General features: G+C 68.7%; 25 protein-coding genes and 1 riboswitch. Of the genes, 24 read left to right on the top strand and 1 reads right to left on the bottom strand.

Annotated elements, in window-relative coordinates:
* Positions 1-18 precede the first annotated feature (18 nt).
* The 14 genes from AC1DNG_RS06250 (at position 19) to hisF (ending at position 11,904) form a co-directional block, all read left to right on the top strand.
* Complete coding sequence (locus tag AC1DNG_RS06250; protein WP_476851510.1) at positions 19-864, top strand: cytochrome; 846 nt, start codon at positions 19-21, stop codon at positions 862-864.
* Positions 865-985: 121 nt separating this feature from the next.
* Complete coding sequence (gene def, locus AC1DNG_RS06245) at positions 986-1,558, top strand: peptide deformylase (RefSeq protein WP_230011447.1); 573 nt, start codon at positions 986-988, stop codon at positions 1,556-1,558.
* Positions 1,555-2,475: a methionyl-tRNA formyltransferase gene (gene fmt, locus AC1DNG_RS06240; protein WP_476886929.1), complete on the top strand. Its 921-nt coding sequence runs from the start codon at positions 1,555-1,557 to the stop codon at positions 2,473-2,475. Before def ends, fmt begins: the two co-directional genes overlap by 4 nt.
* Positions 2,472-4,070, top strand: coding sequence for an RsmB/NOP family class I SAM-dependent RNA methyltransferase (locus AC1DNG_RS06235; RefSeq protein WP_476860254.1), 1,599 nt, complete (start codon positions 2,472-2,474; stop codon positions 4,068-4,070). Before fmt ends, AC1DNG_RS06235 begins: the two co-directional genes overlap by 4 nt.
* A 66-nt stretch (positions 4,071-4,136) precedes the next feature.
* Positions 4,137-4,793, top strand: coding sequence for a ribulose-phosphate 3-epimerase (gene rpe / locus AC1DNG_RS06230; RefSeq protein ID WP_476857166.1), 657 nt, complete (start codon positions 4,137-4,139; stop codon positions 4,791-4,793).
* Positions 4,794-4,914: 121 nt separating this feature from the next.
* A riboswitch (FMN riboswitch) is annotated at positions 4,915-5,065 on the top strand.
* A gap of 94 nt (positions 5,066-5,159) precedes the next feature.
* Positions 5,160-5,858 carry a nicotinamide riboside transporter PnuC gene (pnuC, locus tag AC1DNG_RS06225; protein ID WP_476857167.1) on the top strand — a complete coding sequence of 233 codons (699 nt, stop codon included), beginning with the start codon at positions 5,160-5,162 and terminating at the stop codon, positions 5,856-5,858.
* Positions 5,859-5,944: 86 nt separating this feature from the next.
* Entirely contained in the window at positions 5,945-7,042 is a 1,098-nt protein-coding gene (gene ribD / locus AC1DNG_RS06220; RefSeq protein ID WP_476886962.1) for a bifunctional diaminohydroxyphosphoribosylaminopyrimidine deaminase/5-amino-6-(5-phosphoribosylamino)uracil reductase RibD, read from the top strand.
* Positions 7,042-7,728: a riboflavin synthase gene (locus tag AC1DNG_RS06215; RefSeq protein WP_476886928.1), complete on the top strand. Its 687-nt coding sequence runs from the start codon at positions 7,042-7,044 to the stop codon at positions 7,726-7,728. Before ribD ends, AC1DNG_RS06215 begins: the two co-directional genes overlap by 1 nt.
* Positions 7,725-8,438 carry a 3,4-dihydroxy-2-butanone-4-phosphate synthase gene (ribB, locus tag AC1DNG_RS06210; RefSeq protein WP_230008400.1) on the top strand — a complete coding sequence of 238 codons (714 nt, stop codon included), beginning with the start codon at positions 7,725-7,727 and terminating at the stop codon, positions 8,436-8,438. The genes AC1DNG_RS06215 and ribB overlap by 4 nt, the downstream gene beginning before the upstream one ends.
* Before the next feature lie 46 nt (positions 8,439-8,484).
* On the top strand, positions 8,485-9,147 hold the full coding sequence (gene ribA, locus AC1DNG_RS06205) for a GTP cyclohydrolase II (protein WP_476886961.1): 663 nt from the start codon (positions 8,485-8,487) through the stop codon (positions 9,145-9,147).
* Positions 9,148-9,192: 45 nt separating this feature from the next.
* Entirely contained in the window at positions 9,193-9,678 is a 486-nt protein-coding gene (gene ribH, locus AC1DNG_RS06200; RefSeq protein ID WP_018772462.1) for a 6,7-dimethyl-8-ribityllumazine synthase, read from the top strand.
* A 166-nt stretch (positions 9,679-9,844) separates the two neighbouring features.
* Positions 9,845-10,108 (top strand): phosphoribosyl-ATP diphosphatase, encoded by a 264-nt coding sequence (locus tag AC1DNG_RS06195; protein WP_018772463.1) that lies wholly within the window; start codon positions 9,845-9,847, stop codon positions 10,106-10,108.
* Positions 10,109-10,212: 104 nt separating this feature from the next.
* Positions 10,213-11,055, top strand: a complete 843-nt coding sequence (hisG, locus tag AC1DNG_RS06190) for an ATP phosphoribosyltransferase (protein ID WP_028277039.1) — start codon at positions 10,213-10,215, stop codon at positions 11,053-11,055.
* 72 nt (positions 11,056-11,127) lie between these two features.
* A complete protein-coding gene (gene hisF, locus AC1DNG_RS06185) occupies positions 11,128-11,904 on the top strand; it encodes an imidazole glycerol phosphate synthase subunit HisF (protein WP_026536975.1) in 777 nt (258 codons plus the stop codon).
* Between the two features lie 107 nt (positions 11,905-12,011).
* Here the strand turns inward: hisF and AC1DNG_RS06180 are convergent, their stop codons facing one another.
* Entirely contained in the window at positions 12,012-12,656 is a 645-nt protein-coding gene (locus AC1DNG_RS06180; protein WP_028277041.1) for a TIGR03085 family metal-binding protein, read from the bottom strand.
* Between the two features lie 177 nt (positions 12,657-12,833).
* On the opposite strand from AC1DNG_RS06180, the gene hisI reads away from it, so the two are divergent.
* The 10 genes from hisI to AC1DNG_RS06130 all read left to right on the top strand — a co-directional run bounded on the left by hisI (position 12,834) and on the right by AC1DNG_RS06130 (position 26,850).
* Complete coding sequence (hisI, locus tag AC1DNG_RS06175; RefSeq protein WP_476886927.1) at positions 12,834-13,277, top strand: phosphoribosyl-AMP cyclohydrolase; 444 nt, start codon at positions 12,834-12,836, stop codon at positions 13,275-13,277.
* Between the two features lie 122 nt (positions 13,278-13,399).
* Positions 13,400-14,977 (top strand): anthranilate synthase component I, encoded by a 1,578-nt coding sequence (locus tag AC1DNG_RS06170; RefSeq protein ID WP_476886926.1) that lies wholly within the window; start codon positions 13,400-13,402, stop codon positions 14,975-14,977.
* A complete protein-coding gene (locus AC1DNG_RS06165) occupies positions 14,977-15,669 on the top strand; it encodes a Trp biosynthesis-associated membrane protein (protein WP_476886925.1) in 693 nt (230 codons plus the stop codon). The genes AC1DNG_RS06170 and AC1DNG_RS06165 overlap by 1 nt, the downstream gene beginning before the upstream one ends.
* 113 nt (positions 15,670-15,782) lie before the next feature.
* Positions 15,783-16,070 (top strand): HGxxPAAW family protein, encoded by a 288-nt coding sequence (locus AC1DNG_RS06160; protein WP_476851523.1) that lies wholly within the window; start codon positions 15,783-15,785, stop codon positions 16,068-16,070.
* Positions 16,071-16,072: 2 nt separating this feature from the next.
* Positions 16,073-16,891: an indole-3-glycerol phosphate synthase TrpC gene (trpC, locus tag AC1DNG_RS06155; RefSeq protein ID WP_476857175.1), complete on the top strand. Its 819-nt coding sequence runs from the start codon at positions 16,073-16,075 to the stop codon at positions 16,889-16,891.
* Between the two features lie 127 nt (positions 16,892-17,018).
* Complete coding sequence (trpB, locus tag AC1DNG_RS06150) at positions 17,019-18,383, top strand: tryptophan synthase subunit beta (protein ID WP_476886924.1); 1,365 nt, start codon at positions 17,019-17,021, stop codon at positions 18,381-18,383.
* Positions 18,380-19,201 (top strand): tryptophan synthase subunit alpha, encoded by an 822-nt coding sequence (gene trpA / locus AC1DNG_RS06145; protein ID WP_476851526.1) that lies wholly within the window; start codon positions 18,380-18,382, stop codon positions 19,199-19,201. Before trpB ends, trpA begins: the two co-directional genes overlap by 4 nt.
* Positions 19,202-19,204: 3 nt before the next feature.
* Complete coding sequence (lgt, locus tag AC1DNG_RS06140) at positions 19,205-20,515, top strand: prolipoprotein diacylglyceryl transferase (RefSeq protein WP_476886923.1); 1,311 nt, start codon at positions 19,205-19,207, stop codon at positions 20,513-20,515.
* 268 nt (positions 20,516-20,783) lie between these two features.
* Complete coding sequence (gltB, locus tag AC1DNG_RS06135; protein ID WP_476886922.1) at positions 20,784-25,400, top strand: glutamate synthase large subunit; 4,617 nt, start codon at positions 20,784-20,786, stop codon at positions 25,398-25,400.
* Entirely contained in the window at positions 25,393-26,850 is a 1,458-nt protein-coding gene (locus tag AC1DNG_RS06130; RefSeq protein WP_476886921.1) for a glutamate synthase subunit beta, read from the top strand. The genes gltB and AC1DNG_RS06130 overlap by 8 nt, the downstream gene beginning before the upstream one ends.
* Positions 26,851-26,866 lie beyond the last annotated feature (16 nt).

Raw genomic sequence — 26,866 nt, 5'->3', positions numbered from 1 at the left:
CCGTGAAAGAGTCTTCATATGACCGCTCCACTCCTCGCCCACGCCACGGACCATGGCCGCATGTACGCCCGCTCCACGTCGGCTCAGTTCTCTGTCCCTTCCATCACCACGGTGATCGGCCAGCAGCCACACGGCCTGGACGGCTGGTTCGGGTACATGGGCGCCAACAGTCTGGCCCAGGATCCCGAGCTCCCCGGCATCCTGGGGAGCCCGGCCAAACTGCGGCAGGCGGTCAGCCGGGCCGCCAAGGCGGCGGAGTCGTACCGGGACGATGCCGCCAAACGCGGCGACCGGGTCCACAACTATTGCGAGCAGGTTGCGCTGCGTGCGCTCGGCCGGCCGCACCAGATGAAGGAAACACGGGAGGCGCTGGCCGCCAACGGCGAGGAAGCCTTCGCGGCACGCTTCGACGAATGGTGGGAGCTCTTCCAGGTTGAGCCCATCGCCCCGGAAATTACGGTGTGGAACAAGACGGTCGGCTATGCCGGCACCCTGGACCTCGTCGCACGGATCAACGGCCGGACCTGTCTTATCGACTACAAGACCAAGGGCACCAGCCGGGACGGCACCGTCAAACCGCTTGATGACAAGGTGGTCATGCAGCTCGTGGCGGGCATGAAGGCGGAGGAAAGCCTCGTGGATCCCGTCGCGGGGGAGTGGGAGGCCTGGCAGCACGGCGAGTCCCCGATCCTCCTGGCCGTGGCGGTCGGCGAGACCGAGGTCCGTCCGCAGCGGGCCAACCCCGAGGTCCTGAAGCATCACTGGTGGAAATTCTGTGCGCTGCGCCGCGTGTGGGAGATGTCCGCCGACACGGCAACCGCCGGAGCAGCACTGCTCCCGCTGGCGCCGCCCGTGAAGCGCTGACCAGAAGCGCTGACCAGAAGCACCGACAAGAAGCACCGACCAGACGCGCCGAATAGAAGCCGGGCAGCTGCAACTAAACTGGACTGGACCCCTAGCCGCCCACCGTGAGGACAGACTGCACATGGCCATTTTGAATATCCGCATCATCGGAGACCCTGTGCTGCGCACAGTCGCCGATCCCGTGACGGAATTCGGGCCTGAACTGGCAAAGCTCGTCGCCGACATGACCGAAACCATGGAGGATGTCGAGGGCGCCGGCCTGGCCGCGCCCCAGGTCGGTGTGAGCCTGCGCGTCTTCACCTACCGGATCGGCGGCGTCGAGGGTCACATCGTCAACCCCGTGCTGGAAAACAGCGAGGACTTCCAGCCGGACCAGGTCGAGGGATGCCTGTCCATCCCGGGCCTGGGCTTCCCCGTCCGCCGGTACCGCCAAACCCGGGTGACCGGCGTGGACCTGCACGGCAACCCCGTCACCGTGGAGGGCGAAGACATGCTGGCGCGCTGCTTCCAGCACGAGACCGACCACCTGGACGGCATTCTCTATACCGACCGGCTCGAGGGCGAAGACCGAAAGGCCGCCCTGCGCGCCATCCGCAATGCCAACTACGACGCCATCACGGAACAGACAACCACCAAGCGCGCGAAGAGCGTCGGGACGAGCTTTGGCGGGTCCAGCTTCGGAATCACCCCGTGAGGGTTCTCTTCGCCGGGACCCCCGCTGTCGCCGTGCCGTCGCTCGACGCCCTTGTTGCCGCCGGGTTCGACGTCGTCGCTGTCCTCACCCGCCCGGACGCACCGCTGGGACGCAAACGCGTCCTGACGCCGTCGCCCGTGGCCGCCAGGGCCGCCGAGCTCGGCATTGAGATCATCCACGCCGCCAAAGTCGATGCCGGGGTCACCGCCCGCATTGCCGCCGCAGCACCGGACGTCGCGGCGATCGTGGCCTATGGCGGGCTGATTCCCCCTGCGGCTCTCGCTGTCCCCCGCCACGGCTGGGCGAACCTGCACTTCTCCCTGCTGCCGGCCTGGCGCGGCGCAGCTCCCGTGCAGCGCGCCGTCATCGCCGGCGACGACGTCACGGGTGCCGTCACCTTCCGCCTGGAGGAGGGGCTGGACACCGGTCCGGTCTTCGGGACCCTCACCGAGACCGTGCACCCCGCCGATACCGCCGGGGCCCTGCTCGAACGCCTCTCCCACAGCGGCGCGATTCTGCTGGCCCAAACGCTGTCCGCCATCGACGCCGGCAAGGCCGTCGCGCTCCCGCAGCAGGGAGACGTCAGCCTGGCACCGAAACTCAGTCTCGAAGACGGCCGGCTCGACTGGCAGCAGCCCGCCCTGGCGATCGGCCGCCGTGCCCGCGGCGTCACGCCGGAGCCGGGCGCCTGGACCCTGCTGGAGGGCCAGCGGATCAAACTGGAGCCAGTGCTGCCGGCAGCGGACTCGGCGGCGCTTCGGCCCGGACAGCTGGCATTGGACGGGAAACGGGTTCTCGTCGGTACGGGATCGCACCCGGTGGAATTGACGCGGGTGCAACCCGCGGGCAAGAAAATGATGGCCGCCGCTGATTGGGCGCGTGGGCAGGCAACACTTGAAAGCGTGGTATTCGAATGAGCGGTTCCGGGACCAACGGCAACAGCCGAGGCAGTGGCCAGGGCGCCGGGGGCGGCAGCAGGCGGAACGCCCAGGGCCGGGAACGCAACCGCGGCCCGCAGCGCGGCTTCACCGAGAGCGCCCCGTCCCAGCGGACCCGCCGCGCCGATCCGGCCCGGCTGGTTGCCTTTGAAGTGCTCCGCGCGGTGGCCGCCGAGGACGCCTACGCGAACCTGGTGCTCCCGGCCCGGATCCGGCACCACGGGCTGGACAAGCGCGACGCCGGTTTCGCCACCGAGCTCAGCTATGGCGCCCTCCGCGGCCAGGGCACGTACGACGCCATCCTGGCCCGGTGCGTGGACCGTCCGCTGGAGGAGCTGGATCCCGCGATCCTGGATGCCCTGCGGATCGGGGTGCACCAGCTGCTCGCCATGCGCGTGCCCGCTCACGCCGCCCTGGACCAGACGGTGGGGCTGGCTCGCGCCGTGATCGGGGCCGGGCCCTCGGCACTGATCAACGCCGTCCTGCGCAAAGTCTCCGCCCGCACCCTCGACGAGTGGCTCGACCTGCTGCTGAGCACCGAGACGGATGCCACCAAGATCGCGTCCATCCGCTACGCCCACCCGGAGTGGATCGTCCGCGCGCTCCGCCAGTCGCTCGTGGCCCACGGCCGGGCGGTTTCTGAGATTGACGCGCTCCTCGAAGCCGACAATGCCGCGCCCGTGGTGAACCTTGTGGCGCTGCCCGGCGTCGGCAGCCTCGACGAGGCCCTGGAAGGCGGGGCCACCCCGGGCGAGCTCGTCGAGGGATCCGCGCTTTCCAGCGGCGGGGACCTCGGCCGCCTCGCCTCGGTCCGTGACGGAAGCACCCGTGTCCAGGACGTCGGTTCGCAGCTCGTGGCCCGCGCCATGGCCGCCGTCGATCTCGGCACAACCCCCGGCGCCGGGCCCGGCAACAACAGCGCAGACCCCGGCACAAATTCTGGCGGCGAAGCGGGGACGGACGGCGGGGGCGCGGGGGAGCGCTGGCTGGATCTCTGTGCCGGTCCCGGCGGCAAAGCCGCCCTGCTCGGAGCCCTCGCCCGGCAGCGGGGCGCCCACCTGCTGGCCAACGAATCCGCCCCGCACCGTGCCAAACTCGTGCGGCAGGCCCTGTCCGCGGTCCCGCGGGAGGCTTGGGAGGTCAGGACCGGGGACGGCCGCGACATTGGCGCCGAGCAGCCGGAGTCGTTCGACCGCGTCCTGGTGGATGTCCCGTGCACCGGCCTGGGCGCCCTGCGCCGGCGTCCGGAGTCGCGCTGGCGGCGCACGCCCAAGGACCTCGTGGACCTTGGCCCGCTGCAGCGCCAGCTGCTCAACTCCGCGATCGACGCCGTCAAGCCCGGCGGCGTGGTGGCGTACGTGACGTGTTCGCCGCACCCGGCAGAGACCACCGCCGTCGTGAGTGATGCCCTGCGCAAGCGCGAGGACCTCGAGCTCCTCGACGCAGGCGCCGTGCTGGACGGCGTCAGCCTCACGGGCCACCTCGAGGCCGGGCACGAGCTCACCGCCCAGCTCTGGCCGCACGTGCACCAGACGGACGCCATGTTCCTGGCGCTGATTCGCAAGTTGGCCTGAGTTTCGCTGATACTGGGGCACTGCCACCAAAAACGAACCAGCAAAGTACGAACGAGAAGGAAATCCATGGCCCAGTGCTGCATCAACCCGAGCATCCTTTCGGCTGACTTCGTCAACCTTGAGGCCGAACTGCGCCGTATCAGCAATGCCGATGCCGTGCATGTGGACGTCATGGACAATCATTTCGTGCCCAACCTGACCATTGGGCTGCCCGTGGTGCAGCGCATCCAGGCCGTCAGCCCGGTGCCGCTGGACGCCCACCTGATGATCGCCGACGCGGACCGCTGGGCGCCGGGCTTCGCCGACGCCGGGGTGGCCTCGGTGACGTTCCACGCCGAAGCCTCGATCGCGCCGATCAAACTCGCGCGGGAACTGCGCGCCCGTGGGTCCAAAGCCGGCATGGCGCTGCGTCCGGGCACTCCCGTGGAGCCCTATCTGGACATGCTCCCGGAACTGGACCTGCTGTTGATCATGACGGTGGAGCCAGGCTTCGGCGGGCAGGCTTTCCTGGACCTGACGCTGCCCAAGATCCGGCGGGCCCGCGCTGCCATTGACGGCTCCGGCGTCGCGGTGGCACTGCAGGTGGATGGCGGCATCACCGAGGAGACGATCGTGCGCGCGGCAGAGGCGGGGGCGAACGTCTTTGTTGCGGGGTCGGCCGTCTACGGCGCCGCGGATCCGGCGGAGGCTGTCGAAAGGCTCCGGGCGGCGGGGTCCCGGTGACGCGCGGTCCCGGCACGCGCGGTCCCGGCAGGGAACTGCTGCAAAGATGACGCCGGGCGTAACATCGGCATCCGGGGAATAGCCCGGGCAGGGCCGCAGTTGTGTCAGAATAACAACACACATACGTGCTCCGGGGTCGGTGAAAGTCCGAACCGGCGGTGACAGTCCGCGACCCGCGCGCCAGCGCCCTCTCTCGGGAGGAAGCCGGCAGACGGTTGAACCGGTGAAATTCCGGTACCGACAGTTAAAGTCTGGATGAGAGAAGCACGTACAGCTGTTACTGCGGCGCCCCAACGGCGCCGCATAATTGCGCTGTCGTATACCCCCGGAGCCATCGCGGTTCTTGAGGGAAGGAACGACACACACATGGACCCCTTGCGATGGCTCTTCGAAGCGCAGATCCCCGTAGGCGGATCTGTCCTGATTCTTCGTGAAGTGCTAGGCAACATCTTTGGCCTCGCCAGCGCCGTCGGCGGCATGCGCCGCCGGGTCTGGGCATGGCCCGTCGGCATCGCCGGCAACTTGCTGCTCCTGACGGTCTTCCTGGGCAACGTCTTCGGTTCCGCCACGCCGGCCACGCTGTGGGGCCAGGCCGGACGCCAGGTCATGTTCATCGGCGTCGCCCTCTACGGCTGGTACCGCTGGCAGCAGGGCAGGAAGTCCGGCAGCGGCGGGACTGCCGTCGCGCCGCGCTGGGCCGGCAACCAGACCCGGGTGATTCTGGCCCTCAGCCTCGTGGCCGGCACCATGGCGCTTACCCCCGTCTTCGACTCCCTCGGCTCCTACCCGCCGGTCTGGGCCGACGCGTGGACGTTCATGGGCTCGCTGCTGGCGACCTACGGCATGGCACGGGGCTGGACGGAGTTCTGGCTCATCTGGGTGGCGGTGGACATCGTCGGTGTGCCCCTGCTGTTCAGCGCCGGCTACTACGCCAGCGCCGTCATGTACCTCTTCTACGGCTTCTTCACCCTGGCCGGGTTCTTTGTCTGGTGGCGTGCCTCCAGGCTGGCGAACCGGCCGGTCACGGTCGAAACCGCCTTCCCCGACCCCGTGGTGGCCAAGTGAGTGCCCTCAACACCGCCGGCGTGAGCGCCGGATTCGGCGCTGCCCCGTCCGGCGCTGCCGCGTTCAACGCTGCCGAGAATGCTGCGATGCAGGCTGCCCTGGCCGCCGCGGCGCAGGGCCCGCGGGGCGCCAACCCGCTCGTCGGCGCCGTCGTCGTCGGGGCCGACGGGACGCACCTCGCCACCGGTTACCACCGCGGAGCCGGGACTGTCCACGCCGAAGCTGACGCCATCGGCCAGGCGAAGGCGTCGGGCCGGGACCTCCGCGGCGCGGCGATCGTGGTGACGCTGGAGCCCTGCAACCACTGTGGGCGCACCGGGCCCTGCGCGCAGGCGATCATCGACGCCGGCATCACCGACGTCATCTACGCCGTCGACGATCCCCACGACCCGGCCGCCGGCGGCGCCGTGACGCTCCGGGCCGCGGGCGTCCGCGTCCGCTCCGGGCTGGCCGCCGAGGCGGCGCTGGTCCTGAACCGGCGCTGGTTCGACGCCGTCGCCGCCAAACGGCCGTTCGTCACCCTGCATATCGCCCAGACCCTCGACAGCCGCATCGCCGCCAGCGACGGCACCAGCCAGTGGATCTCCAGCCCGGAATCGCTCGCCGACAACCACGCCCTGCGCGGCCGGATAGACGCCATCCTGGTGGGCACCCAGACGGTCCTGATCGACAACCCCCGGCTCACCGCCCGGAACGGCGACGGCGAAGCAGAGGGCAAACAGCCGCTCCGCGCAGTGATGGGGTACCGGGGCATTCCCGACGACGCCGCCATCCACGGAGCCGACGGCAACGTCCTGCACCTGGCCACCCGCGACCCGCGCGAGGCCCTGGACCAGCTGTTCGCACACGGCGTCCGGCACCTCATGGTGGAGGGCGGCTCCCGGATCCTGAGCGCGTTCCTGGCCGCCGGCCTGGTCGACGAACTCATCGTCTACCTGGCGCCCACACTGCTCGGCTCCGGCACCGCCGCCCTGGACGACCTCGGCATCACCACCCTGGCCGATGCCCAGCGCTGGGAATGGGACCCGGCATCCGGCGGCGCCGTCCAGGTCCTCGGCCGCGACCTCCGGCTCCATCTACGCCCGGCCGCCCCGGCCGATGAGGCTGACCCGGCCGCCACCCCTACTTCATCCGATACCACCCCGCACCGCACCGGCGCGGACACCGCCGCAGGAGGCAATTGATGTTTACCGGAATTATCGCCGAGCAGGGAAAGGTGCTCTCCATTGAGCGCAACGGGGACAGCAGCGCCACCGTACGGCTCCACGCGCCCGGCACCACGGACGGTCTCGCCCTGGGCGGTTCCATAGCGGTCAACGGCGTCTGCCTCACCGCCACTCAGATCGACGGCAGAGACTTCAGCGTTGACGTTATGGGCGAGTCCTTGGTCCGCAGCACGATCGGAGAACTCACTGCGGGCGATCCCGTCAACCTGGAACGCTGCGTCCCCGCCGGGGGACGGTTGGACGGCCACGTGGTCCAGGGCCACGTCGACGGCGTCGGCCAGCTCGTGGAGCGCGAGGGGCTTGGCAACTGGGACCGGCTGCGGTTCGCGGTGCCGGCCGGGCTGGCCCGGTACATCGCCGAAAAGGGATCCATCGCCGTCGACGGCGTCTCCCTCACCGTCACGGCAGTCAGCCCGGCCAACGATCCGGCGCCCTGGTTTGAAGTAGGGCTCATCCCGACCACCCTGGCCGAGACCGGCCTGGGCCAGAAGACACCCGGCGGCCATGTAAACCTCGAAGTCGACGTCCTGGCGAAGTACACCGAACGCCTGCTGTCCTTTGCCGGCGGTTCGTCGCCCGCCGCGCACAGGGCAGCCGAAGGTTCCGCCGGAGAAGCCGCCCTCACGGACGGGGCCGCGAAATGAGCCGGGTCACGGACCAGCCCGGCCATGATGTGGCCGGGGTGCTCCGTACCGCCGCTGCCGGCACCGGGCGTGCAGGCCTCGATCCGATCGAGGACGCCATCAGCGCCATGGCAGCCGGGCGGCCCGTCCTGGTGGTGGACAACGAGGACCGCGAGAACGAAGGCGACATCATTTTCGCCGCCGAGCACGCCACCCCCGCGCTGATGGGCTGGACAGTCCGCTACAGCTCCGGCGTGATCTGCGTACCGCTCGACGCCGACAGGGCCGACGCCCTGGCGCTGCCGCCAATGGTGGCAATCAACGAAGACGCGAAGGGCACCGCCTACACCGTGTCCTGCGACGCCGCCGTGGGTGTCAGCACCGGAATTTCCGCCACGGACCGCGCCCTGACGGCCCGGATCCTGGCCGACCCGCAAAGCCGGCCAAATTCCTTGACCCGTCCCGGGCATGTTTTTCCCCTCCGCGCCGTTAAGGGGGGAGTGCGGGAACGTCCCGGCCACACCGAAGCGGCGGTGGACCTGTGCCGGCTCGCGGGCCTGGAGCCCGTGGGCGTGATAGCAGAGCTGGTGTACGACAACGGAGAAATGATGCGGCTGGACGGATTGCGCGGCTTCGCCATCGAGCATGGCTGCCCCCTGATTTCGATTGCGGATCTGGTGGCGTATCTTGAAGCGGAACAGCACGGCAGCCACGCAGCGGACCCTGTCTGATGGAGGAGAAACAGTGACGACTTCGGAGACCCGAGAAGAGACGGCCATGGCCCGTCAACCGCATCCGGTCAGCGCGGGACCCATCGTCCAGCTGCCCACCGCCTTCGGCGACTTCGTGGCACAGGCCTGGACCGATCTCGCCACCGGCGCGGAGCACCTGGCCGTCAGTTCACCAATGGCGCCGGTTGACGGCCAGCCACCGCTGGTCCGCCTCCATTCGGAGTGCCTGACCGGCGATGTGTTTGGCTCCTACCGCTGCGACTGCGGCGAGCAGCTGGCCTATGCGCTCGAGCTGATCAACGAACTCGGCGGCACCCTGCTGTACCTGCGCGGCCAGGAGGGCCGGGGGATCGGCCTGGCGAACAAGATGAAGGCCTACGCCCTGCAGGAGGCCGGTTTTGACACCGTGGAGGCCAACGAACAGCTCGGGCTGCCGGTCGACGCGCGCTGCTACAAGGCCGCGGCCCAGATCCTCGCGGAGATGGGGCTTCACGAGATCCGGCTGCTGAGCAACAACCCGGACAAGCAGGACCGGCTCGCGCAGGCAGGCGTCAAGGTGGTGGAGATGGTCCCTACGGAGGTCCCCTCCCGGGAGCAGAACATCCGCTACCTGCAGACGAAGAAGGACCGGATGGACCACCGCCTGGTCCTGGACGGTGAACCGGCTCCGGCCGCCGGCCTGTCCGGATTCGAGCACGACCAGGACTGACCGGGCAGCAACACGACCACCAGACTCAACAGCAAGGAATACCCTATGAGCGGCCACGGCGCCCCCCAGATCGACCTCAGCACCTTCAAGCCGGAAGAAACCTCACGGCTCAAGCTGGCCATTGTGGCCGCGAGCTGGCATACCCAGATCATGGACGGACTGCTCGACGGCGCCCTGCGCGCCGCGAAGGACGCCGGCATCAATGAGCCGACCGTCCTGCGCGTGCCGGGCACGTTTGAGCTCCCGGTCGCGGCCGCCCGGCTGGCACCGCACTTCGACGCCGTCGTGGCGCTCGGCGTCGTCATCCGGGGCGGCACTCCGCACTTCGAATATGTCTGCGAGGCGGCCACCCTGGGCCTGACCGAGGTCAGCGTCCGCACCGGGGTTCCCGTGGGCTTCGGCGTGCTGACGTGCGATACCGAGCAGCAGGGGATTGACCGGGCCGGCCTGCCGGGATCCACCGAGGACAAGGGTCACGAGGCCGTTACCGCCGCCCTGGCCACGGCAGTGACCCTCAAGCAGTTCGGCTGAGCCGCCAGGCTGCAGCCAAAGCCGGTGCGGGCGCCTCCCTGGCCGCCCGCGCCGGCTGAGTGTGCCGGCCTCGCTGGCCGTGTTGGATATGCAGTGCCTCACATCTCCGCCGTCATGCAACGCCCCGGCGGGCGTTCCCGCGCCGGGAGCAAGTAGGCTTGGGGGCGTGAAGAATTTCGAGTCGCTGTTCGCAGAACTGAGTGAAAAGGCAGCCGTCCGCCCGGAGGGCTCCCGCACCGTCGCCGAACTGGATTCCGGAGTCCACGGCATCGGCAAGAAGGTCGTGGAGGAAGCAGCCGAGGTTTGGATGGCTGCGGAGTATGAATCCGATGAGGCCGCCGCCGAGGAAATTTCCCAGCTGCTCTACCACCTGCAGGTTCTGATGCTCGCCAAAGGACTCACCCTGGAAGACGTCTACAAGCATCTGTAGCCGCGCCCGCACCGGACACCGCCATGACTTCGCTGGCGGAGCCCGTGCACCGCGTGGCCGATGTGCCCCAACAGAGACTTCCACACCCAAGAGAGACTTTTCCCATGCTTAGAGTTGCCGTCCCGAACAAGGGATCCCTGTCCGAAGCTGCCGCGGCCATGCTGGCCGAGGCAGGCTACCGCCAGCGCCGCGACACCCGCGAGCTTGTCATGGTGGACCCGGACAACGACATTGAGTTCTTCTTCCTCCGCCCGCGCGACATTGCTGTGTACGTGGGCCAGGGAACGCTCGACGTCGGCATCACCGGCCGCGACCTGCTGCTCGACGCGGAGGTCGAGGCTGAGGAGCTGCTGCCGTTGGGCTTCGCCGCTTCCACCTTCCGCTTCGCCGGCCCGGTCGGCGACTTCACCACGGTCGCCGAGCTCGAGGGCAAGCGCCTGGCCACGAGCTACGACGGACTGCTGCGCGGCTACCTGGCCGCGCGCGGCATCAACGCCAAGGTGGTCCGCCTTGACGGCGCCGTGGAATCCTCCGTCCGCCTCGGCGTCGCCGACGCGATTGCCGACGTCGTCGAGACCGGCACCACGCTCAAGGCCGCCGGCATGGAGATCTTCGGCGAGCCGATCCTGAATTCGGAGTCCGTGCTGATTGGCCGCAAGGGCGAGCAGAACCCTGCCACGGAGGTCCTGATCCGCCGGCTCCAGGGCGTCCTCGTGGCCCGGCAGTACGTGCTGATGGACTACGACATCCGCAAGGAACTCGTCGAGCAGGCCGCCGGGCTCACCCCCGGCCTGGAGTCGCCCACCGTGTCGCCGCTGCGCGATTCGGACTGGGTGGCCGTCCGCTCGATGGTGCCCAAGCGGGAAACCAACAGGATCATGGACGAGCTCTACGACCTCGGCGCCCGCGCCATCCTGGTCAGCAGCATCCACGCCTGCCGCATCTAGGCGCCACACCCGCCGAGTTCCACCAGCAATTCCCCTCCGTCAATAAACCTCCGTCAATACCTAGGAGAAGTCATGACTGTTGCCGTGCGCGTCATCCCGTGCCTCGACGTCGATGCCGGCCGCGTGGTCAAGGGCATCAACTTTGAGGGCCTCCGCGATGCCGGGGACCCGGTGGAACTGGCGCACCGCTACGACAACAGCGGCGCCGACGAGCTGACCTTCCTTGACGTCACGGCGTCCTCCGGCAACCGGGAGACCACGTTCGACGTCGTCCGCCGCACCGCCGAGGAAGTTTTCATCCCGCTGACGGTCGGCGGCGGCGTCCGCGGCGTGGCCGAGGTGGACAAGCTCCTGCGCTGCGGCGCGGACAAGGCTGCGATCAACACCGCAGCCGTGGCCCGGCCGGACGTGATCGACGAGATCACCCGGCACTTTGGTTCTCAGGTCCTGGTGCTCTCCCTCGACGCGCGCCGGACCCGTCCGGGCTCGCAGCCTACGCCGTCAGGCTTCGAGGTCACTACGCACGGCGGACGGCAGGGGACCGGAATCGACGCGATCGCCTGGGCGCGCGAAGCGGCCGACCGCGGAGTGGGTGAAATCCTGTTGAACTCGATCGACGCCGACGGCACCAAGGACGGCTTCGATCTGGAACTGATCCGGCTGGCGCGGGCGGGGGTCAAGGTCCCGCTCATCGCCTCCGGCGGCGCCGGCAAGCCGGAGCACTTCCCGCCGGCAGTGGCAGCGGGCGCCGACGCCGTCCTGGCGGCCTCGGTCTTCCACTTCGGCCCGCTGGACATGATCGCGCAGGTCAAGGCCGCGATCCGCGACGCAGGCTTCGAAGTCCGCTAGTCCCCACCGCTTAAAGCAACGCGGGGTCACTTACGGCCCATCCCGGACGGGATTATGAGCCGTAAGTGACCCCGCGTTGCTTTATTTTTTTAGGGAGCGGGTGGGGATTAGAGGCCGACTTCGGCGGACTGCAGGAGCGCGACGGCGTCCGGCTGGCCTTCGAAGGTCACGAGGGCGTGGCGGGTCCGGCCGTGGGCGTGCATGAGCAGCTCGCCCGGTTCGCCGACGATGGCCACGGACACGGGGGCGCGTTTGGCGACATGCCGCGGACCCGAGGGGCTCACCAGCACGATGCCCAGATCCACGCCGCGGTACAGGATCGCTGCCCGCTTGACGAGCTCATCCCACAGCGCGTCCGAGTAGGCCTGGTCCAGGGCGCGCGGGGCCCAGCGGTCCACGGCGCGGCGGACGTCCTCGGTGTGCACAAAGTACTCGATCAGGTTGGAGCTTTCGTCCAGCGCCTTGATCCGCAGCGGGGACAGCGCCGGGGGACCGGCCCGGAAGTCGTTGACCAGCTTGGCGTAGTCCTCGGTGGTCTTCAGGGTGCCCGCCAGTTCGGCCGTCGCCTGGTCCGAGGCCTTGGACAGGCGCTTGATCAGCAGGCCCAGTCCGACGGCGATCTTCCGCTCGCGCAGGTACAGGTGCGCGGCAAGATCGCGGGTGAGCCAACCTGTGCAGAGCGTGGCGGCATCAGGGCCGGCCGCCAGCAGGGTTTCGGCCAGGACTTCTCGGGACGGTTCGACGAAATGCATCACTTGTGAAACTAGCACGAGACGGCCGTGCGTGGGCACAGGAATCGCCGCCGCGACCGCGCCCGGCCGCATGATGCAGGGCCGGACCGCGGCGCCGGGCCGATTGGCGCGCCAGTATTAAGCGGCGGGACCTGTCCGCAGGCCGGCGACCGGCCCGGAGGCACTAGACTTGATCTGATGTCTGAGCAGCCCGCCTCCGCCCCCAGCCCCACCAACGGCAGCGCCATTAACGGCAGCGCCGTCGATCGCAGTCCCGTCAGCGGCAGCCCCCTCCCGGCCGGACTGACGGACGCGCTCAAGCGCGACAGCGCCGGCCTGGTGGCCGCCATCATCCAGCAATTCGACACCCACGAGGTGCTGATGCTGGGCTGGATGGACGACGAAGCGCTGCACCGCACCCTGACCAGCGGGCGCGTGACGTTCTTTTCGCGCTCCCGCCAGGAGTACTGGCGCAAGGGAGACACCTCCGGGCACGTGCAATGGGTCAAGTCGCTGGCCATGGACTGCGACGGCGATGCGCTGCTGGTGCGGGTCGACCAGGTCGGCGCGGCCTGCCACACCGGAACCCGGACGTGCTTCGACGGCCGCGAGCTCGACGCCGTCGTCGGCCACGGAGGCTAGGCGCCCGGCACACCGGCAGAGCGCCCCGGCGCTTCCACAGCTTCACGAACCGGACCCCAGGCAGGATCCCATGACCGGATCCGGTCGCAGGTCCACCTAAAGAACAGGCGGAAAGCACAGCCATGCAGGACCTTGGAATCATCAGCCCCGGCCTCGAAGAGTTCCGCGAACTCGCAGGCCACAGCCGTGTCATCCCCGTCCGGCTCAAGGTGCTGGCTGACGCCGAAACCCCGATCGGGCTCTACCGCAAGCTCGCCCATGGCCAGCCCGGAACGTTCCTGATGGAATCGGCGGCGGTCGGCGGCGCCTGGTCGCGCTATTCCTTCATCGGCTCCCGCTCCCGGGCCACCCTGACCACCAAGGACGGCAGCGCGCACTGGCTGGGCGAGCCCCCGGTCGGTGTGCCCCTGGACGGCAACCCCGTGGACGCCATCCGCGACACCGTCGCGGCGCTGCGCACCGAGCGCTTCGACGGCCTCCCGCCGTTCACCTCGGGCCTGGTCGGGTTCCTGGGCTGGGAAACCGTCCGGCACTGGGAGAAACTGACCAGCCCGCCGGAGGACGACCTCCAACTGCCGGAAATGGCCCTCAACCTGGTCACCGACATGGCCGTCCACGACAATATGGACGGCACCGTCCTGCTGATCGCCAACGCCATCAACTTCGACAACAGCACCGAACGGGTCGACGACGCCTGGCATGACGCCGTCGCCCGCGTCAAAGCCCTGCTCGAAAAGATCAGCCGCCCCGTGGAGCAGCCGGTCTCCGTGCTGGAGACGGCCGCCCTGGATTTCGCGTCCAGTGTGCAGCAGCGCTGGGACGAAACCGAGTACCTGGCCGCCCTGGACCGCGGGAAGGAGGCGATCGTGGACGGTGAGGTCTTCCAGGTGGTGATCTCCCGCCGCTTCGAAATGGAGTGCGGCGCCGACCCCCTCGACGTCTACCGGGTCCTGCGGAACACCAACCCCAGCCCCTACATGTACCTCTTCAGCTTCGAGGACGCCGCCGGCCGCGAATACACGATCGTCGGCTCCTCGCCGGAGGCCCTCGTCACCGTGACCGGGGACGAAGTCATCACCCACCCCATCGCCGGCTCACGCCCGCGCGGCAAGACGGTCGAGGCGGACAAGGCCCTGGCCGAGGAACTGCTGGCGGACGAGAAAGAACGCGCCGAGCACCTGATGCTGGTCGACCTGTCCCGCAACGACCTCTCGAAGGTCTGCGTGGCAGGATCCGTCGACGTCACGCAATTCATGGAAGTGGAGCGCTTCAGCCACATCATGCACCTGGTCTCCACCGTGGTCGGAGAGCTCGCCCCGGCAGCCAAGGCCTACGACGTGCTCAAGGCCACGTTCCCGGCCGGCACCCTCTCCGGTGCCCCGAAGCCGCGGGCCCTGCGCCTGCTGGACGAACTTGAACCGCACCGGCGCGGCATCTATGGCGGCGTGGTGGGGTACCTGGACTTCGCCGGGGACATGGACATGGCGATCGCCATCCGGTCGGCCCTGCTCCGGGAAGGACGCGCGTACGTCCAGGCCGGCGGCGGGATCGTCGCAGATTCGGTGAACCCGACCGAGGCCCAGGAAACCGTGAACAAGGCCGCCGCCCCGCTGCGCGCCGTGCACACGGCCAGGTCGCTGCACAACATCACCGTTGACGCAGTCACTGACGCAGCGCCCGACGCAGGAGCCGAGTCCTGATGGGGGAGCCGGAAGCCACCGCCAAGAACACCGCCAAGAACAACGTGAAGGGCACTGTGAAGAGCGCCGGGCGGGCCGCCGTCCCGCGCTGGGCCCGCAAGTCCACCCTGGTCCTGGTGATCGCTGCCCTGGCCCTTGCCGTGTTCGGGACCACCACCCAGACCTGGCTCACCGTGCACCTCGATCCCACGCAGCTCGGCGCGGCCGTGGCCAGCCAGGACGGCCTGCAGGTCCAGGGCAGCAAGGCTGCCACCACCGTGACAGCCCTGGCGCTTGTGGCCCTCGCCGGCGGCCTCGCGGCCTCCATCGCCGGCCGCGTGGCCCGCTGGGTGATCACGGCGATCATCCTCCTCGCGGCCGCGGGCATCGTCGCCGCGGCAGCCGTTGTGCTGGCGGACCCGCTGGCCGCGGCGCAGGGATCGATCGCGGCCGCCACCGGAATCAGCGGCAGCAGCGTACAGGTGGACGTCACGGTGTTCCCCGTCCTCGCCGTCGTCGCCGGAGCCCTGCTGGGACTCAGCGCCCTCGCGATCGTGCCGGCCGGCCGCTACTGGAAGACCCGCACCAAATATGACGCGGCCGCCGCCGGGCCCGCCGCCGGCGGCACTGCAGCCGGCGGTAATGCGCCGGCCGCCCCCGCGGACGAGATTGACAGCTGGGACCGGCTGTCCCGCGGTGACGACCCCACCTGAGCCGATGCCGCGGGCGCGACCGGCAACGCGACCGGTAACGCGACAGCAACGCGGCCAAATAACACAGCAAAAAATGGCAGAATGTAAGCAGTATTCATCCTGAGGAGATTTCAATGAGCAAAGCCACTGTTTCCGCATCCACGTCCGCTGCGCCGAAGGGCGTCTACGACGACGTCGACCACAGCGAACCCCAGGGTCACGGCAACAGCCCGGCCGCGTGGACCTGCGTGATCGTGATGCTGATCGGCGCCCTCATTGCGTCCATCGCCTTCGTCATCGCCAACACCCCGATCTTTGTCGCGGGTGCGGCGGTCATGGTGGTCGGCCTGCTCGCCGGCTGGGCCATGCGCAAGGCCGGCTACGGCGTCGGCGGCAGCAAGCTGAAGAACTCCGGCCACTGAGCGTGAGCGTTCTCGACGACATCAATGCCGGTGTCAGGGAGGATATGCAGGCGCGCCAGCGTCTGGTTACGCTCGCGGAGCTGAAAGAGCGTGCCGCCGCGGCGGCGCCCGCCCGTGACGCCTGGGCCGCCCTCGGCGGGACCTCAAGCAGCCGGGACCAGCTCAAGGTGATTGCCGAGGTCAAGCGCCGCAGCCCGTCCAAGGGCCAGCTCGCGGACATCGCCGATCCCGCGTCCCTCGCCGCGCAGTACGCCGACGGCGGGGCCGCCGTGATCAGCGTCCTGACCGAGGAGCGCCGCTTCGGCGGCTCCCTGGCCGATCTCGACGCCGTCCGGGCCGCCGTGGACATTCCGCTGCTGCGCAAGGACTTCATGGTTGACGAGTACCAGATCTGGGAGGCCCGGGCGCACGGCGCCGACCTGATCCTGCTGATCGTGGCGTCGCTCTCGGACGCCCAGCTGCGTGAGTTCACGGCCCTCAGCCGCGAGCTCGGCATGAACGTGCTGGTCGAGACCCATACGGCGGAGGAAATCGAGCGCGCAGTCGCCGCGGAGGCCCGGATCATCGGCGTCAACGTACGCAACCTCAAGACGCTCGACGTCGACCGTTCCGTCTTCGCGGCGCTGACCGGCGGCATTCCCGCCGGTGCGCTCGTGGTCGCCGAGTCCGGTGTGCGCGACGTCGAGGACGTCAAGCACTACGCGGCCCGCGGAGCCAACGCGGTCCTGGTCGGCGAGGCGCTGGTCAGTGACGCGACGCCCCACGAGCGGATCGCCGAATTCATGGCTGCCGGCGCGACGGCAATCGCCGCGCGCGCCTGAGGCCGGCCGGTCCTGGCGCCTCCGTCCGGACCGTGAGCGGTGCCGGGCCCGCAATTTTGCCCGGACCAATGAGCGGATCTCATCAGCAGATCCCCAAAGCTAGCAGTGGAACAGGATGGTGAGACTGATGGTCGATGCACCAGCAGCCGGCTCTGACGAAAGTGCCGTGGACGCGTTCCTGCAGGGCGGCCGCCCCGCGGAGCATCCCGCGCAGGGCGAACCGTCCCTGCGCCACGCCCCGGGGCCCTACTTCGGGAACTACGGCGGCCGGTGGATGCCAGAGTCGCTCATCGCGGCCCTGGACGAGCTCGAGGACACCTTCGAGAAGGCCAAGGCCGATCCGGAGTTCACAGCCCAGATCGCCGAACTGAACAAGAACTACTCAGGCCGGCCGTCGCTGCTGACCGAGGCCAAGCGCTTCGCCGAGCACGCCGGCGGGGTGCGGATCTTCCTCAAGCGCGAAGACCTCAACCACACCGGCTCGCACAAGATCAACAACGTCCTGGGCCAGGCGCTGCTCGCCAAGCGGATGGGCAAAACCCGCGTCATCGCCGAAACCGGCGCCGGCCAGCACGGCGTCGCCAGCGCCACGGCCGCAGCCCTGCTGGGCCTGGAATGCGTGGTCTACATGGGCGCCGAGGACTGCCGCAGGCAGTCCCTCAACGTGGCCCGCATGGAGCTCCTTGGGGCCACGGTCATCCCGGTCACCAACGGATCCCAGACTCTCAAGGACGCCATCAACGAGGCCCTGCGCGACTGGGTGGCCAACGTGGGCAATACGCACTACCTGCTGGGCACCGCCGCCGGAGCACACCCCTTCCCGGCGATGGTCCGCTACTTCCACGAGGTCATCGGCGAGGAAGCCCGCGCCCAGATCCTGGACCAGACGGGCCGGCTGCCGGATGCCGTCTGTGCCTGCATCGGCGGCGGCTCCAACGCAATCGGCATTTTCCACGGCTTCCTCGATGACCCTTCGGTCAAGATCTACGGGTTCGAGGCCGGCGGCGAGGGCGTCGAAACCGGACGCCACGCAGCCACCATCACCCTCGGCAAGCCCGGCGTGCTGCACGGCGCCCGCTCGTACCTCATGCAGGACAACGACGGCCAGACCATCGAGTCGCACTCGATCTCCGCGGGCCTGGACTACCCCGGAGTCGGCCCCGAGCACTCCTACCTGGCCGACATTGGCCGGGTCAGCTACGAGCCCATCACGGACAGCGAGGCCATGGAGGCCTTCCGCCTCCTGTGCCGCACCGAGGGCATCATCCCCGCCATCGAGTCCGCCCACGCCCTCGCCGGCGCCATCAAGGTGGGCCAGCGGCTCGCCGCTGACGCGGCCGCAGGCAAGGCAACAGACGCCTCAGAGAAAATCGTGATCGTGAACCTCTCCGGCCGCGGCGACAAGGACGTGGCCACGGCCGCGGAATGGTTCGACCTGCTGGACAAGGATTCACCTGAAGCCGAAATCGCCAAAGAGGGGGAACAGCTGTGAGCACCAGCCAGGACGGCACCCAGCACGCCAGCAAGTCGGCCGCGGCCATTGACCGCGCCCGCGCCCAGGGCCGGGCGGCCCTGATCGGCTACCTGCCCGCCGGCTACCCGAGCGTTAAAGACACCATTGCCGCCGGCATCGCCCTGGCCGAGAACGGCGCCGACCTCATCGAGATCGGCATCCCGTACTCGGACCCGGTCATGGACGGCCAGGTCATCCAGGCCGCCACGACGGAGGCCCTCGCGAAGGGCTTCCACGTCCGGGAGGTCTTCGACGTCGTCCGCGGCATTACGAGCAAGACCGACGCCGCCGTGCTGGTCATGACGTACTGGAACCCCGTGGTCCGGATGGGCGTGGACGAGTTCTCCCGCCGCCTGGCCGAGGCCGGGGGAGCCGGGCTCATCACGCCCGACCTCATTCCGGACGAGGCCGCCGAATGGATGGCGGCCTCGGACAAGTACGGCCTGGACCGGGTGTTCCTCGTGGCTCCCTCGTCCTCGCCCGAACGCATGAAACGCACGGTCGACGCGAGCCGCGGCTTCGTCTACGCCGTCTCCATCATGGGCGTCACCGGCGCCCGGACCTCGGTCAGCTCCGCGGCCAGGGACGTCGTCGCCGCAGCGCACGCCGCGGGCGCCGAGCGCGTCTGCGTGGGCCTCGGCGTCTCCACCGCCAGCCATGTCCGCGAGATCGCCGAGTACGCCGACGGCGTGATTGTCGGCACCGCCCTCGTCGCGGCAATCCGGGACGGCGGCGTGGATGCGGTAGCCTCCTTGACGAAAGACCTCAGCACCGGCCTTACCAAGGAAGAAGCCTAAGCAATGCAGTCAGTCCTCCACGCGGCGGCGATGATTCCCGCGAGCATTCCGAGCCCCACCTGGTCCGGATTCGACATCCCGCTGCCGTGGGGGTCCCTGCGCATCCACGCCTACGCCCTGTGCATCCTCGCCGGCATTATTGCCGGCCTGTGGCTGACCTCCGTCCGCTGGGCACGCCGCGGCGCCCCCGAGGGCAGCGTCTGGGATATCGCCATCTGGGCCATCCCGTTCGGCATTATCGGCGGACGGCTGTACCACGTGTTCTCCTCTCCGGACGCCTACTTCGGCCCGGGATTCGACGGCACAGGGGACCTGTCCCTGATTCCGCAGATCCAGCGCGGCGGCCTGGGCATCTGGGGCGCCGTCGTGCTCGGCGCCGTGGGCGCCTGGATCGGGTGCCGGCGTGCCGGGGTGAAGCTGAGCGCCTTCATGGACGCCGCGGCCCCCGGACTGCTGCTGGCCCAGGCCATTGGCCGGTGGGGCAACTACTTCAACCAGGAACTCTTCGGCGGCCCCACCACGCTTCCGTGGGGGCTGCAGATCGATCCCAACAACCCGAACTTCCCCGCCGGCATGCCGACGGACACGCTCTTCCACCCGACGTTCCTCTACGAGTCGCTGTGGAACCTGGCCGGCGTGCTGATCCTGCTGGCACTCGACCGCAAATTCAGCTTCCGCCGCGGCCGCCTCTTCTGCGTCTACGCCATGTACTACACCCTGGGCCGCGTCTGGATCGAGGCCATGCGGATCGACGACGCCGAACAGATCACCCTCTTCGGGCTCACCACCAGGCTCAATGTCTGGACCAGCATCATCGTCTTCGCCGGAGCCCTGCTCGCCTTCATCCTCCTCGGCCTGCGCAAGCGCTCCGAGCCGGACACCCCGTTCCTCCCCGGCCGCGCGCCGGCAGAGACACAGCCGGCAGGGACCCAGCCGGTGGAGACTTCGCCGGCTGAGGAAAAGTCGGCGGAGGAAGAGTCGGCAGAGTCAAAGGCGGACGCTGACGCGACCGAGGCCGACAGCGCTGACCGCGCCACCAGCGCTGACCGCACCACCGGCGCCGACAGTGCCGCCCACGCTGACCGCGCCACCGTTCCCGCAGACGCGGCAACCATCCGCCATTCGGACGCCGCTGTCTCAGATAGTGAATCCCGTGCTAATCTCCGGAATAACCAAAGCGGACCAGTTCGCGCATCCGAGGATGCGGGCAGGGACTCCACGGGCGGCACCGCGCCCGCCAATGGAGCTCCGGCAGCCGGAGTTTCCGGCCGCCAGGGAACTGGAACCGCGCCGGAGGCTGAGGGCACCAAGTAGCTCAGCGCCGGCACTTCGGGTTGACCGGAGCCACCGCTCACCGGACCCGACTCCACAGCGTCGTGGCAAGAGGGCTTGCCGTGGACAGCAGATCGAAGCTGTCCATGCAAGCCCGGGCCAGCACCTGCGTAACTGTTAGTACATGAGGCCGGGCTGGCCTACAATTCCAGTTAGAAAAACACTCTGTTGCGCCCGTCACACACCGGCGTGCCGAGTGGGGCCAATGTTGTCCCTCCCATACGCACGATCAGGAGGAAGGACGTCTCCAATGACCCAAACTCTTCACAGCCCCAGCTGGTCCGATCCGGACCAGCCCTCGGCTGCCGCGTCACCCTTCAGCCGCTTCGCGGCGATTCCGGCCGCTGCCGGACTCTACAACCCGGAAAACGAGAAGGACGCCTGCGGCCTGGCCATCATCGCCACGCTCCGCGGTGAGCCTGGCTACGACATCGTCGACGCCGCCCTGACCGCCCTGCGCAACCTCGAGCACCGCGGTGCCGTGGGCGCCGATGAAGGTACCGGCGACGGCGCCGGCCTCCTGATGCAGGTGCCGGACGAATTCTTCCGCGCAGTCACGGACTTCGAACTTCCGGCCCCCGGCCAGTACATCGTGGGAACCGCGTTCCTGCCCGCCGAGCAGCGCGAATCCGACGCCGCCCGCGCCGGCATCGAAGGCCTCGCCGCGGACGAGGGCCTGACCGTCCTGGGCTGGCGTGAAGTCCCGATCGTGGCCGACCTGGTCGGGGCCATGGCCCGGGCCTGCATGCCGTACTTCTCGCAGCCGTTCTTCGCCTCCAGCACCGGGGAAACCCTTGAGCGCAACGAGCTCGATTCCCGCGCCTGGCGGATCCGCAAGCGCGCCCAGAACAAGTTTGGCGTGTATTTCCCGTCGCTCTCCTCCCGGACCATCGTCTACAAGGGCATGCTCACCACCGCGCAGCTCGAGCCGTTCTACCCGGACCTGTCGGACAAGCGCTTCAAGACCAAGCTCGCGATCGTTCACTCGCGCTTCTCCACCAACACGTTCCCGTCCTGGCCGCTGGCCCAGCCGTTCCGCACCATCGCGCACAACGGCGAAATCAACACCGTCAAGGGCAACCGCAACTGGATGCGGGCCCGGCAGTCCCAGCTCGCCAGCCCGCTGCTGGGGGACTCACCCGAAGAGCTGTTCCCGATCTGCACCCCGGGCGCCTCGGACTCGGCCTCCTTCGACGAGGTCGCCGAACTGCTCTGGCTCTCCGGCCGGCCCATCACGCACTCGATCATGATGATGATCCCGGAGGCGTGGGAAAACCACGCCACCATGGATCCGGCCCGCCGCGCCTTCTACGAATACCACTCGATGCTCATGGAGCCGTGGGATGGCCCGGCGGCCGTCTCCTTCACGGACGGCAACCTGGTCGGCGCCACGCTGGACCGCAACGGCCTGCGCCCGGGCCGGTACTGGATCACCGAGGACGGCCTGATCGTCTTCGCCTCCGAAGTCGGCGTGATCGACGTCGAACCCTCCAAGGTGGTCAAGAAGGGCCGCGTCTCGCCGGGCAAGATGTTCCTGGTGGACACTGGGGCCGGCCGGATCATCGACGACGCCGAGGTCAAGGCCGAGGTTGCCGCGGCGAACCCCTGGGCCGAATGGGTCAAGGACAACCTGATTGACCTCAAGAACCTGCCCGAACGCGAGCACGTCGTGCACACCGCTGCCTCGGTCAACATCCGCCAGCGCACCTTCGGCTACACCACCGAGGAACTGAAAATCCTGCTGGGCCCGATGGCCCGCACCGGCGCCGAACCGCTCGGTGCCATGGGCTCGGACACCCCGGTGGCCGTGCTGTCCAAGCGTCCGCGGCTGCTCTTCGATTACTTTGTGCAGTCCTTCGCGCAGGTCACCAACCCGCCGCTGGACGCCATCCGTGAAGAGCTTGTCACGTCCCTGACGTGCGCAATCGGCCCGAACGGCAATCTGCTGGACACCAAGCAGGTCCGGCAGCCGCAGGTCTCGCTGCCGTTCCCCGTGATCAACAACGACCAGCTCGCCAAGATCGCGAACATCGAGAGCGCCGACGGCGGCAAGGTCGCCATGAAGGTCCGCGGACTCTACCGCCCCGAAGGCGGCGAGAACTCCCTCCGGGCCCGGCTCACCGAAATCTGCGAGCAGGTCTCCGGCGCCATAAACCGCGGCGTCCAGTACGTGGTGCTTTCAGACCGCGACTCGAACGCCCAGTGGGCCCCGATCCCGTCCCTGCTGCTGGTCAGCGCCGTGCACCACCACCTGCTGCGCAGCGCCAACCGCACCAAGACCGCGCTCGTGGTGGAAGCCGGCGACGTCCGCGAGACCCACCACGTCGCCGTGCTCATCGGCTACGGCGCCTCCGCCGTGAACCCGTACCTGGCCATGGAATCCGTGGAGCAGCTCATCGCCTCCGGCGACGTCGTGGGGGTCACCCCGCAGGACGGCGTCTACAACCTGATCAAGGGCCTGGGCAAGGGCGTCCTGAAGATCATGTCCAAGATGGGCATCTCCACCGTGGCCTCCTACACCGGTGCCCAGACCTTCGAAGCGCTCGGCCTCGGCCAGGACCTCGTGGACGAGTACTTCTCCGGCACGCACTCCCAGCTCGGCGGCGTCGGCCTCGACGTCATTGCCGCCGAAGTCCTGGCCCGGCACCGCATGGCCTACCCCGAGAACGGCATCGAACTGCCGCACCAGCCCCTGCTTGGCGGCGGCGAATACCAGTGGCGCCGCGACGGCGAACCCCACCTGTTCAACCCCGAGACCGTCTTCCGGCTCCAGCACGCCACGCGTGAACGCCGCTACGACATCTTCAAGGCCTACACCCGCGGCGTTGACGACCAGTCCGAGAACCTCATGACCCTGCGCGGTCTGCTGAAGTTCAAGGCCGGTTCGCGTCCCGCGGTGCCGCTTGAGGAAGTCGAACCGGTTTCCAGCATCGTCAAGCGGTTCTCCACCGGCGCCATGAGCTACGGCTCCATCTCCAAGGAAGCCCACGAGACCCTCGCGATCGCCATGAACCGGTTGGGCGGCAAGTCCAACACCGGTGAAGGCGGCGAGGACGTGGACCGGCTGCTCGATCCCACCCGCCGTTCCGCGGTCAAGCAGATCGCCTCCGGCCGCTTCGGCGTCACCAGCCTGTACCTGTCCAACGCGGACGACATCCAGATCAAGATGGCCCAGGGTGCCAAGCCCGGCGAAGGCGGCCAGCTGATGGCGCAGAAGGTCTACCCCTGGGTGGCCCGCACGCGGCACTCGACCCCCGGCGTCGGCCTCATTTCGCCGCCCCCGCACCACGACATCTACTCGATCGAGGACCTCGCGCAGCTGATTTATGACGCCAAGCGCGCCAACCCCTCGGCCCGGGTGCACGTAAAACTCGTCTCCGAGGTCGGGATCGGCACCGTGGCGGCCGGCGTCACCAAGGCGAAGGCCGACGTCGTGCTGGTCTCCGGGCACGACGGGGGTACCGGCGCCTCGCCGCTGAACTCGCTCAAGCACGCCGGTGTCCCGTGGGAACTCGGCCTCGCCGAGACGCAGCAGACGCTTATGCTCAACGGCCTGCGCGACCGTGTGGTGGTGCAGGTCGACGGCCAGCTCAAGACCGGCCGCGACGTCGTGATCGCCGCGTTGCTCGGCGGCGAGGAGTTTGGTTTCGCCACCGCCCCGCTGGTGGTCTCCGGCTGCATCATGATGCGCGTCTGCCACCTGGACACCTGCCCGGTGGGCGTCGCGACCCAGAACCCCGAGCTCCGCTCCCGGTTCAACGGCAAGCCCGAATTCGTGGTGAACTTCTTCGAATTCCTTGCCGAGGAAGTCCGCGAAATCCTCGCCGAGCTGGGTTTCCGCAGCATCGAGGAGGCGATCGGCCACGCCGAGATGCTCGACTCCCGCGACGCGATCAACCACTGGAAGGCCGAAGGGCTGGACCTGGATCCGATCCTGCACGGGCTCGAGTTCGACAACGACGCGCCGCTGCGCAACCTCACCGGCCAGAACCACGAACTCGACAAGCACTTCGACCAGCGCCTGATCGCCATGGCGGCCGAAGCGCTGAGCGACCGCACGCCGGTGAAGATCTCCGTGAACGTCATCAACACGGACCGCTCCGTCGGCACCATGCTCGGCCACGTCGTGACGAAGACCTTCAGCACCGACGTCCTGGCCACGGACACCATTGACATCACGCTCAATGGCACCGCGGGCCAGTCGCTCGGGGCGTTCCTGCCGGCCGGCATCACGCTGCGCATGTTCGGCGACTCCAACGACTACGTCGGCAAGGGACTCTCCGGCGGCCGCATCATCGTCCGGCCGGACCGCACCAACGTCTTCCCGGCCGAGCGCAACGTGATCGCCGGCAACGTGATCGGCTACGGCGCCACGAGCGGTGAAATGTTCCTCCGCGGCCAGGTGGGCGAACGCTTCCTGGTCCGCAACTCCGGCGCCACCGCTGTGGTCGAAGGCATCGGGGACCACGGCTGCGAGTACATGACCGGCGGCCAGACGCTCATCATCGGCCGGACCGGACGCAACTTCGGCGCCGGCATGTCCGGGGGTACGGCCTACGTGCTGGACCTGCAGACCGAGCGCGTCAACAAGCAGGCCCTCGAGTCAGGCGAGCTGCAGCTGCGCGAGCTCGACGCCGAGGACCGCGACATCGTCCACGGGCTGCTCGTCAAGCACCTCGAGGAAACCGAGTCGCTGCTCGCGGCACGGCTCCTCGAGAACTTCGATGACACCGCAGCCCGCATAACCAAGGTGCTGCCGCGTGACTACGCGGCCGTCCTGCAAACCCGTCTTGACGCCATCGAAGAGGGTCTGGACCCCGACGGCGAAGAAGTTTGGTCTCGAATCCTGGAGGTGACCGGTGGCTGATCCACGCGGATTTCTGAAAGTACGTCAGCGTGAAACCCAGCCGCGCCGTCCCGTCCCGGTCCGCATCATGGACTGGAAAGAGGTCTACGAGGCCCAGGAAAAGGGTGTCCTGAAGAGCCAGGCCGGCCGCTGCATGGACTGCGGCGTCCCGTTCTGCCACCAGGGCTGCCCGCTGGGCAACCTCATTCCGGAATGGAACGACCTCGTCTGGCGGGACAAGGGCGAGGAAGCGATGGAGCGGCTGCACGCCACCAACAACTTCCCCGAGTTCACCGGCCGGCTGTGCCCGGCCCCCTGCGAGGCGTCCTGCGTACTCGGCATCAACCAGCCCGCCGTGACCATCAAGCAGGTCGAGGTTTCGATCGTGGACCAGGCCTTCGAGAACGGCTGGGTCAACCCGCTGCCGCCGGCGCGCCTGACCGGCAAGACGGTCGCCGTCGTCGGTTCCGGCCCCGCCGGGCTCGCGGTCGCCCAGCAGCTGACCCGGGTGGGCCACACTGTGGCCGTGTACGAGCGCGACGACAAGATCGGCGGCCTCCTGCGCTACGGGATCCCCGACTTCAAGATGGAAAAAGAGCAGGTGGACCGCCGGCTGGAGCAGATGAAGGCCGAAGGCACCCGATTCCGCACAGGAGTGGCCGTCGGCACCGACGTGACGTGGGAGCAGCTGCGCCGCCGGTACGACGCCGTCGTCGTCGCCACCGGGGCCACCGTCCCGCGTGACCTGCCGATCCCGGGCCGCGACCTCGACGGCGTCCACTACGCCATGGACTACCTCGTGCCGGCCAACCGGGTGGTGGCGGGGGAGACCGTGGAGAACCAGATCAATGCCGCGGGCAAGCATGTGGTCATCCTCGGCGGCGGCGACACCGGCGCCGACTGCCTCGGCACCGCGCACCGTCACCAGGCCGCGTCCGTGACCACACTGGCGATCGGCAAGCAGCCGCCCGTCGAGCGGGCCGGCCACCAGCCCTGGCCGACATTCCCCACCTTGTTCGAGGTCGCCAGCGCGCACGAGGAAGGCGGCGAACGCACCTACCTCGCCTCTACCGTGGAGTTCGTCGGGGAAAACGGCAAACTCACGGGCGTCAAGGTTGCGGAGACGGAATTCGTCGACGGCAAGCGCCTGCCGAAGGCCGGCACCGAGCGGATCATTCCGGCGGACCTCGTCTTCCTGTCCCTGGGCTTCACCGGCGCCGAACCGGCCGGGATCACCGACCAGGTCCAGGCCGACCTTGACGGGCGCGGCAACGTGGCACGCGACGGTTACTACATGACCAACACTGAAGGCATCTTCGTCGCGGGCGACGCCGGCCGCGGCCAGTCGCTCATCGTTTGGGCCATCGCCGAAGGGCGCGCCTGCGCGGCCGCGGTGGACAAGTTCCTGATGGGCAGCACCATTCTGCCGGCACCCGTGGCGCCGACCGACCGTGCGATGGCTGTTCTGTAGTCCCACAGGACCTCCG

The organism is Arthrobacter sp. 01T425 (assembly GCF_056398725.1).
Note: the sequence above shows the minus strand (reverse complement) of the source record. Positions and strands in the feature narration are given on the sequence as shown.

Excerpts from the sequence above, each read along its gene's own strand:
- AC1DNG_RS06250 (WP_476851510.1), top strand. The coding sequence starts at position 19 with ATGACCGCTCCACTCCTCGCCCACGCCACGGACCATGGCCGCATGTAC.
- def (WP_230011447.1), top strand. The coding sequence starts at position 986 with ATGGCCATTTTGAATATCCGCATCATCGGAGACCCTGTGCTGCGCACA.
- AC1DNG_RS06235 (WP_476860254.1), top strand. The coding sequence starts at position 2,472 with ATGAGCGGTTCCGGGACCAACGGCAACAGCCGAGGCAGTGGCCAGGGC.
- rpe (WP_476857166.1), top strand. The coding sequence starts at position 4,137 with ATGGCCCAGTGCTGCATCAACCCGAGCATCCTTTCGGCTGACTTCGTC.
- pnuC (WP_476857167.1), top strand. The coding sequence starts at position 5,160 with ATGGACCCCTTGCGATGGCTCTTCGAAGCGCAGATCCCCGTAGGCGGA.
- ribD (WP_476886962.1), top strand. The coding sequence starts at position 5,945 with ATGCAGGCTGCCCTGGCCGCCGCGGCGCAGGGCCCGCGGGGCGCCAAC.
- AC1DNG_RS06215 (WP_476886928.1), top strand. The coding sequence starts at position 7,042 with ATGTTTACCGGAATTATCGCCGAGCAGGGAAAGGTGCTCTCCATTGAG.
- ribB (WP_230008400.1), top strand. The coding sequence starts at position 7,725 with ATGAGCCGGGTCACGGACCAGCCCGGCCATGATGTGGCCGGGGTGCTC.
- ribA (WP_476886961.1), top strand. The coding sequence starts at position 8,485 with ATGGCCCGTCAACCGCATCCGGTCAGCGCGGGACCCATCGTCCAGCTG.
- ribH (WP_018772462.1), top strand. The coding sequence starts at position 9,193 with ATGAGCGGCCACGGCGCCCCCCAGATCGACCTCAGCACCTTCAAGCCG.
- hisG (WP_028277039.1), top strand. The coding sequence starts at position 10,213 with ATGCTTAGAGTTGCCGTCCCGAACAAGGGATCCCTGTCCGAAGCTGCC.
- hisF (WP_026536975.1), top strand. The coding sequence starts at position 11,128 with ATGACTGTTGCCGTGCGCGTCATCCCGTGCCTCGACGTCGATGCCGGC.
- AC1DNG_RS06180 (WP_028277041.1), bottom strand. The coding sequence starts at position 12,656 with ATGCATTTCGTCGAACCGTCCCGAGAAGTCCTGGCCGAAACCCTGCTG.
- hisI (WP_476886927.1), top strand. The coding sequence starts at position 12,834 with ATGTCTGAGCAGCCCGCCTCCGCCCCCAGCCCCACCAACGGCAGCGCC.
- AC1DNG_RS06170 (WP_476886926.1), top strand. The coding sequence starts at position 13,400 with ATGCAGGACCTTGGAATCATCAGCCCCGGCCTCGAAGAGTTCCGCGAA.
- AC1DNG_RS06165 (WP_476886925.1), top strand. The coding sequence starts at position 14,977 with ATGGGGGAGCCGGAAGCCACCGCCAAGAACACCGCCAAGAACAACGTG.
- AC1DNG_RS06160 (WP_476851523.1), top strand. The coding sequence starts at position 15,783 with ATGAGCAAAGCCACTGTTTCCGCATCCACGTCCGCTGCGCCGAAGGGC.
- trpB (WP_476886924.1), top strand. The coding sequence starts at position 17,019 with ATGGTCGATGCACCAGCAGCCGGCTCTGACGAAAGTGCCGTGGACGCG.
- lgt (WP_476886923.1), top strand. The coding sequence starts at position 19,205 with ATGCAGTCAGTCCTCCACGCGGCGGCGATGATTCCCGCGAGCATTCCG.
- gltB (WP_476886922.1), top strand. The coding sequence starts at position 20,784 with ATGACCCAAACTCTTCACAGCCCCAGCTGGTCCGATCCGGACCAGCCC.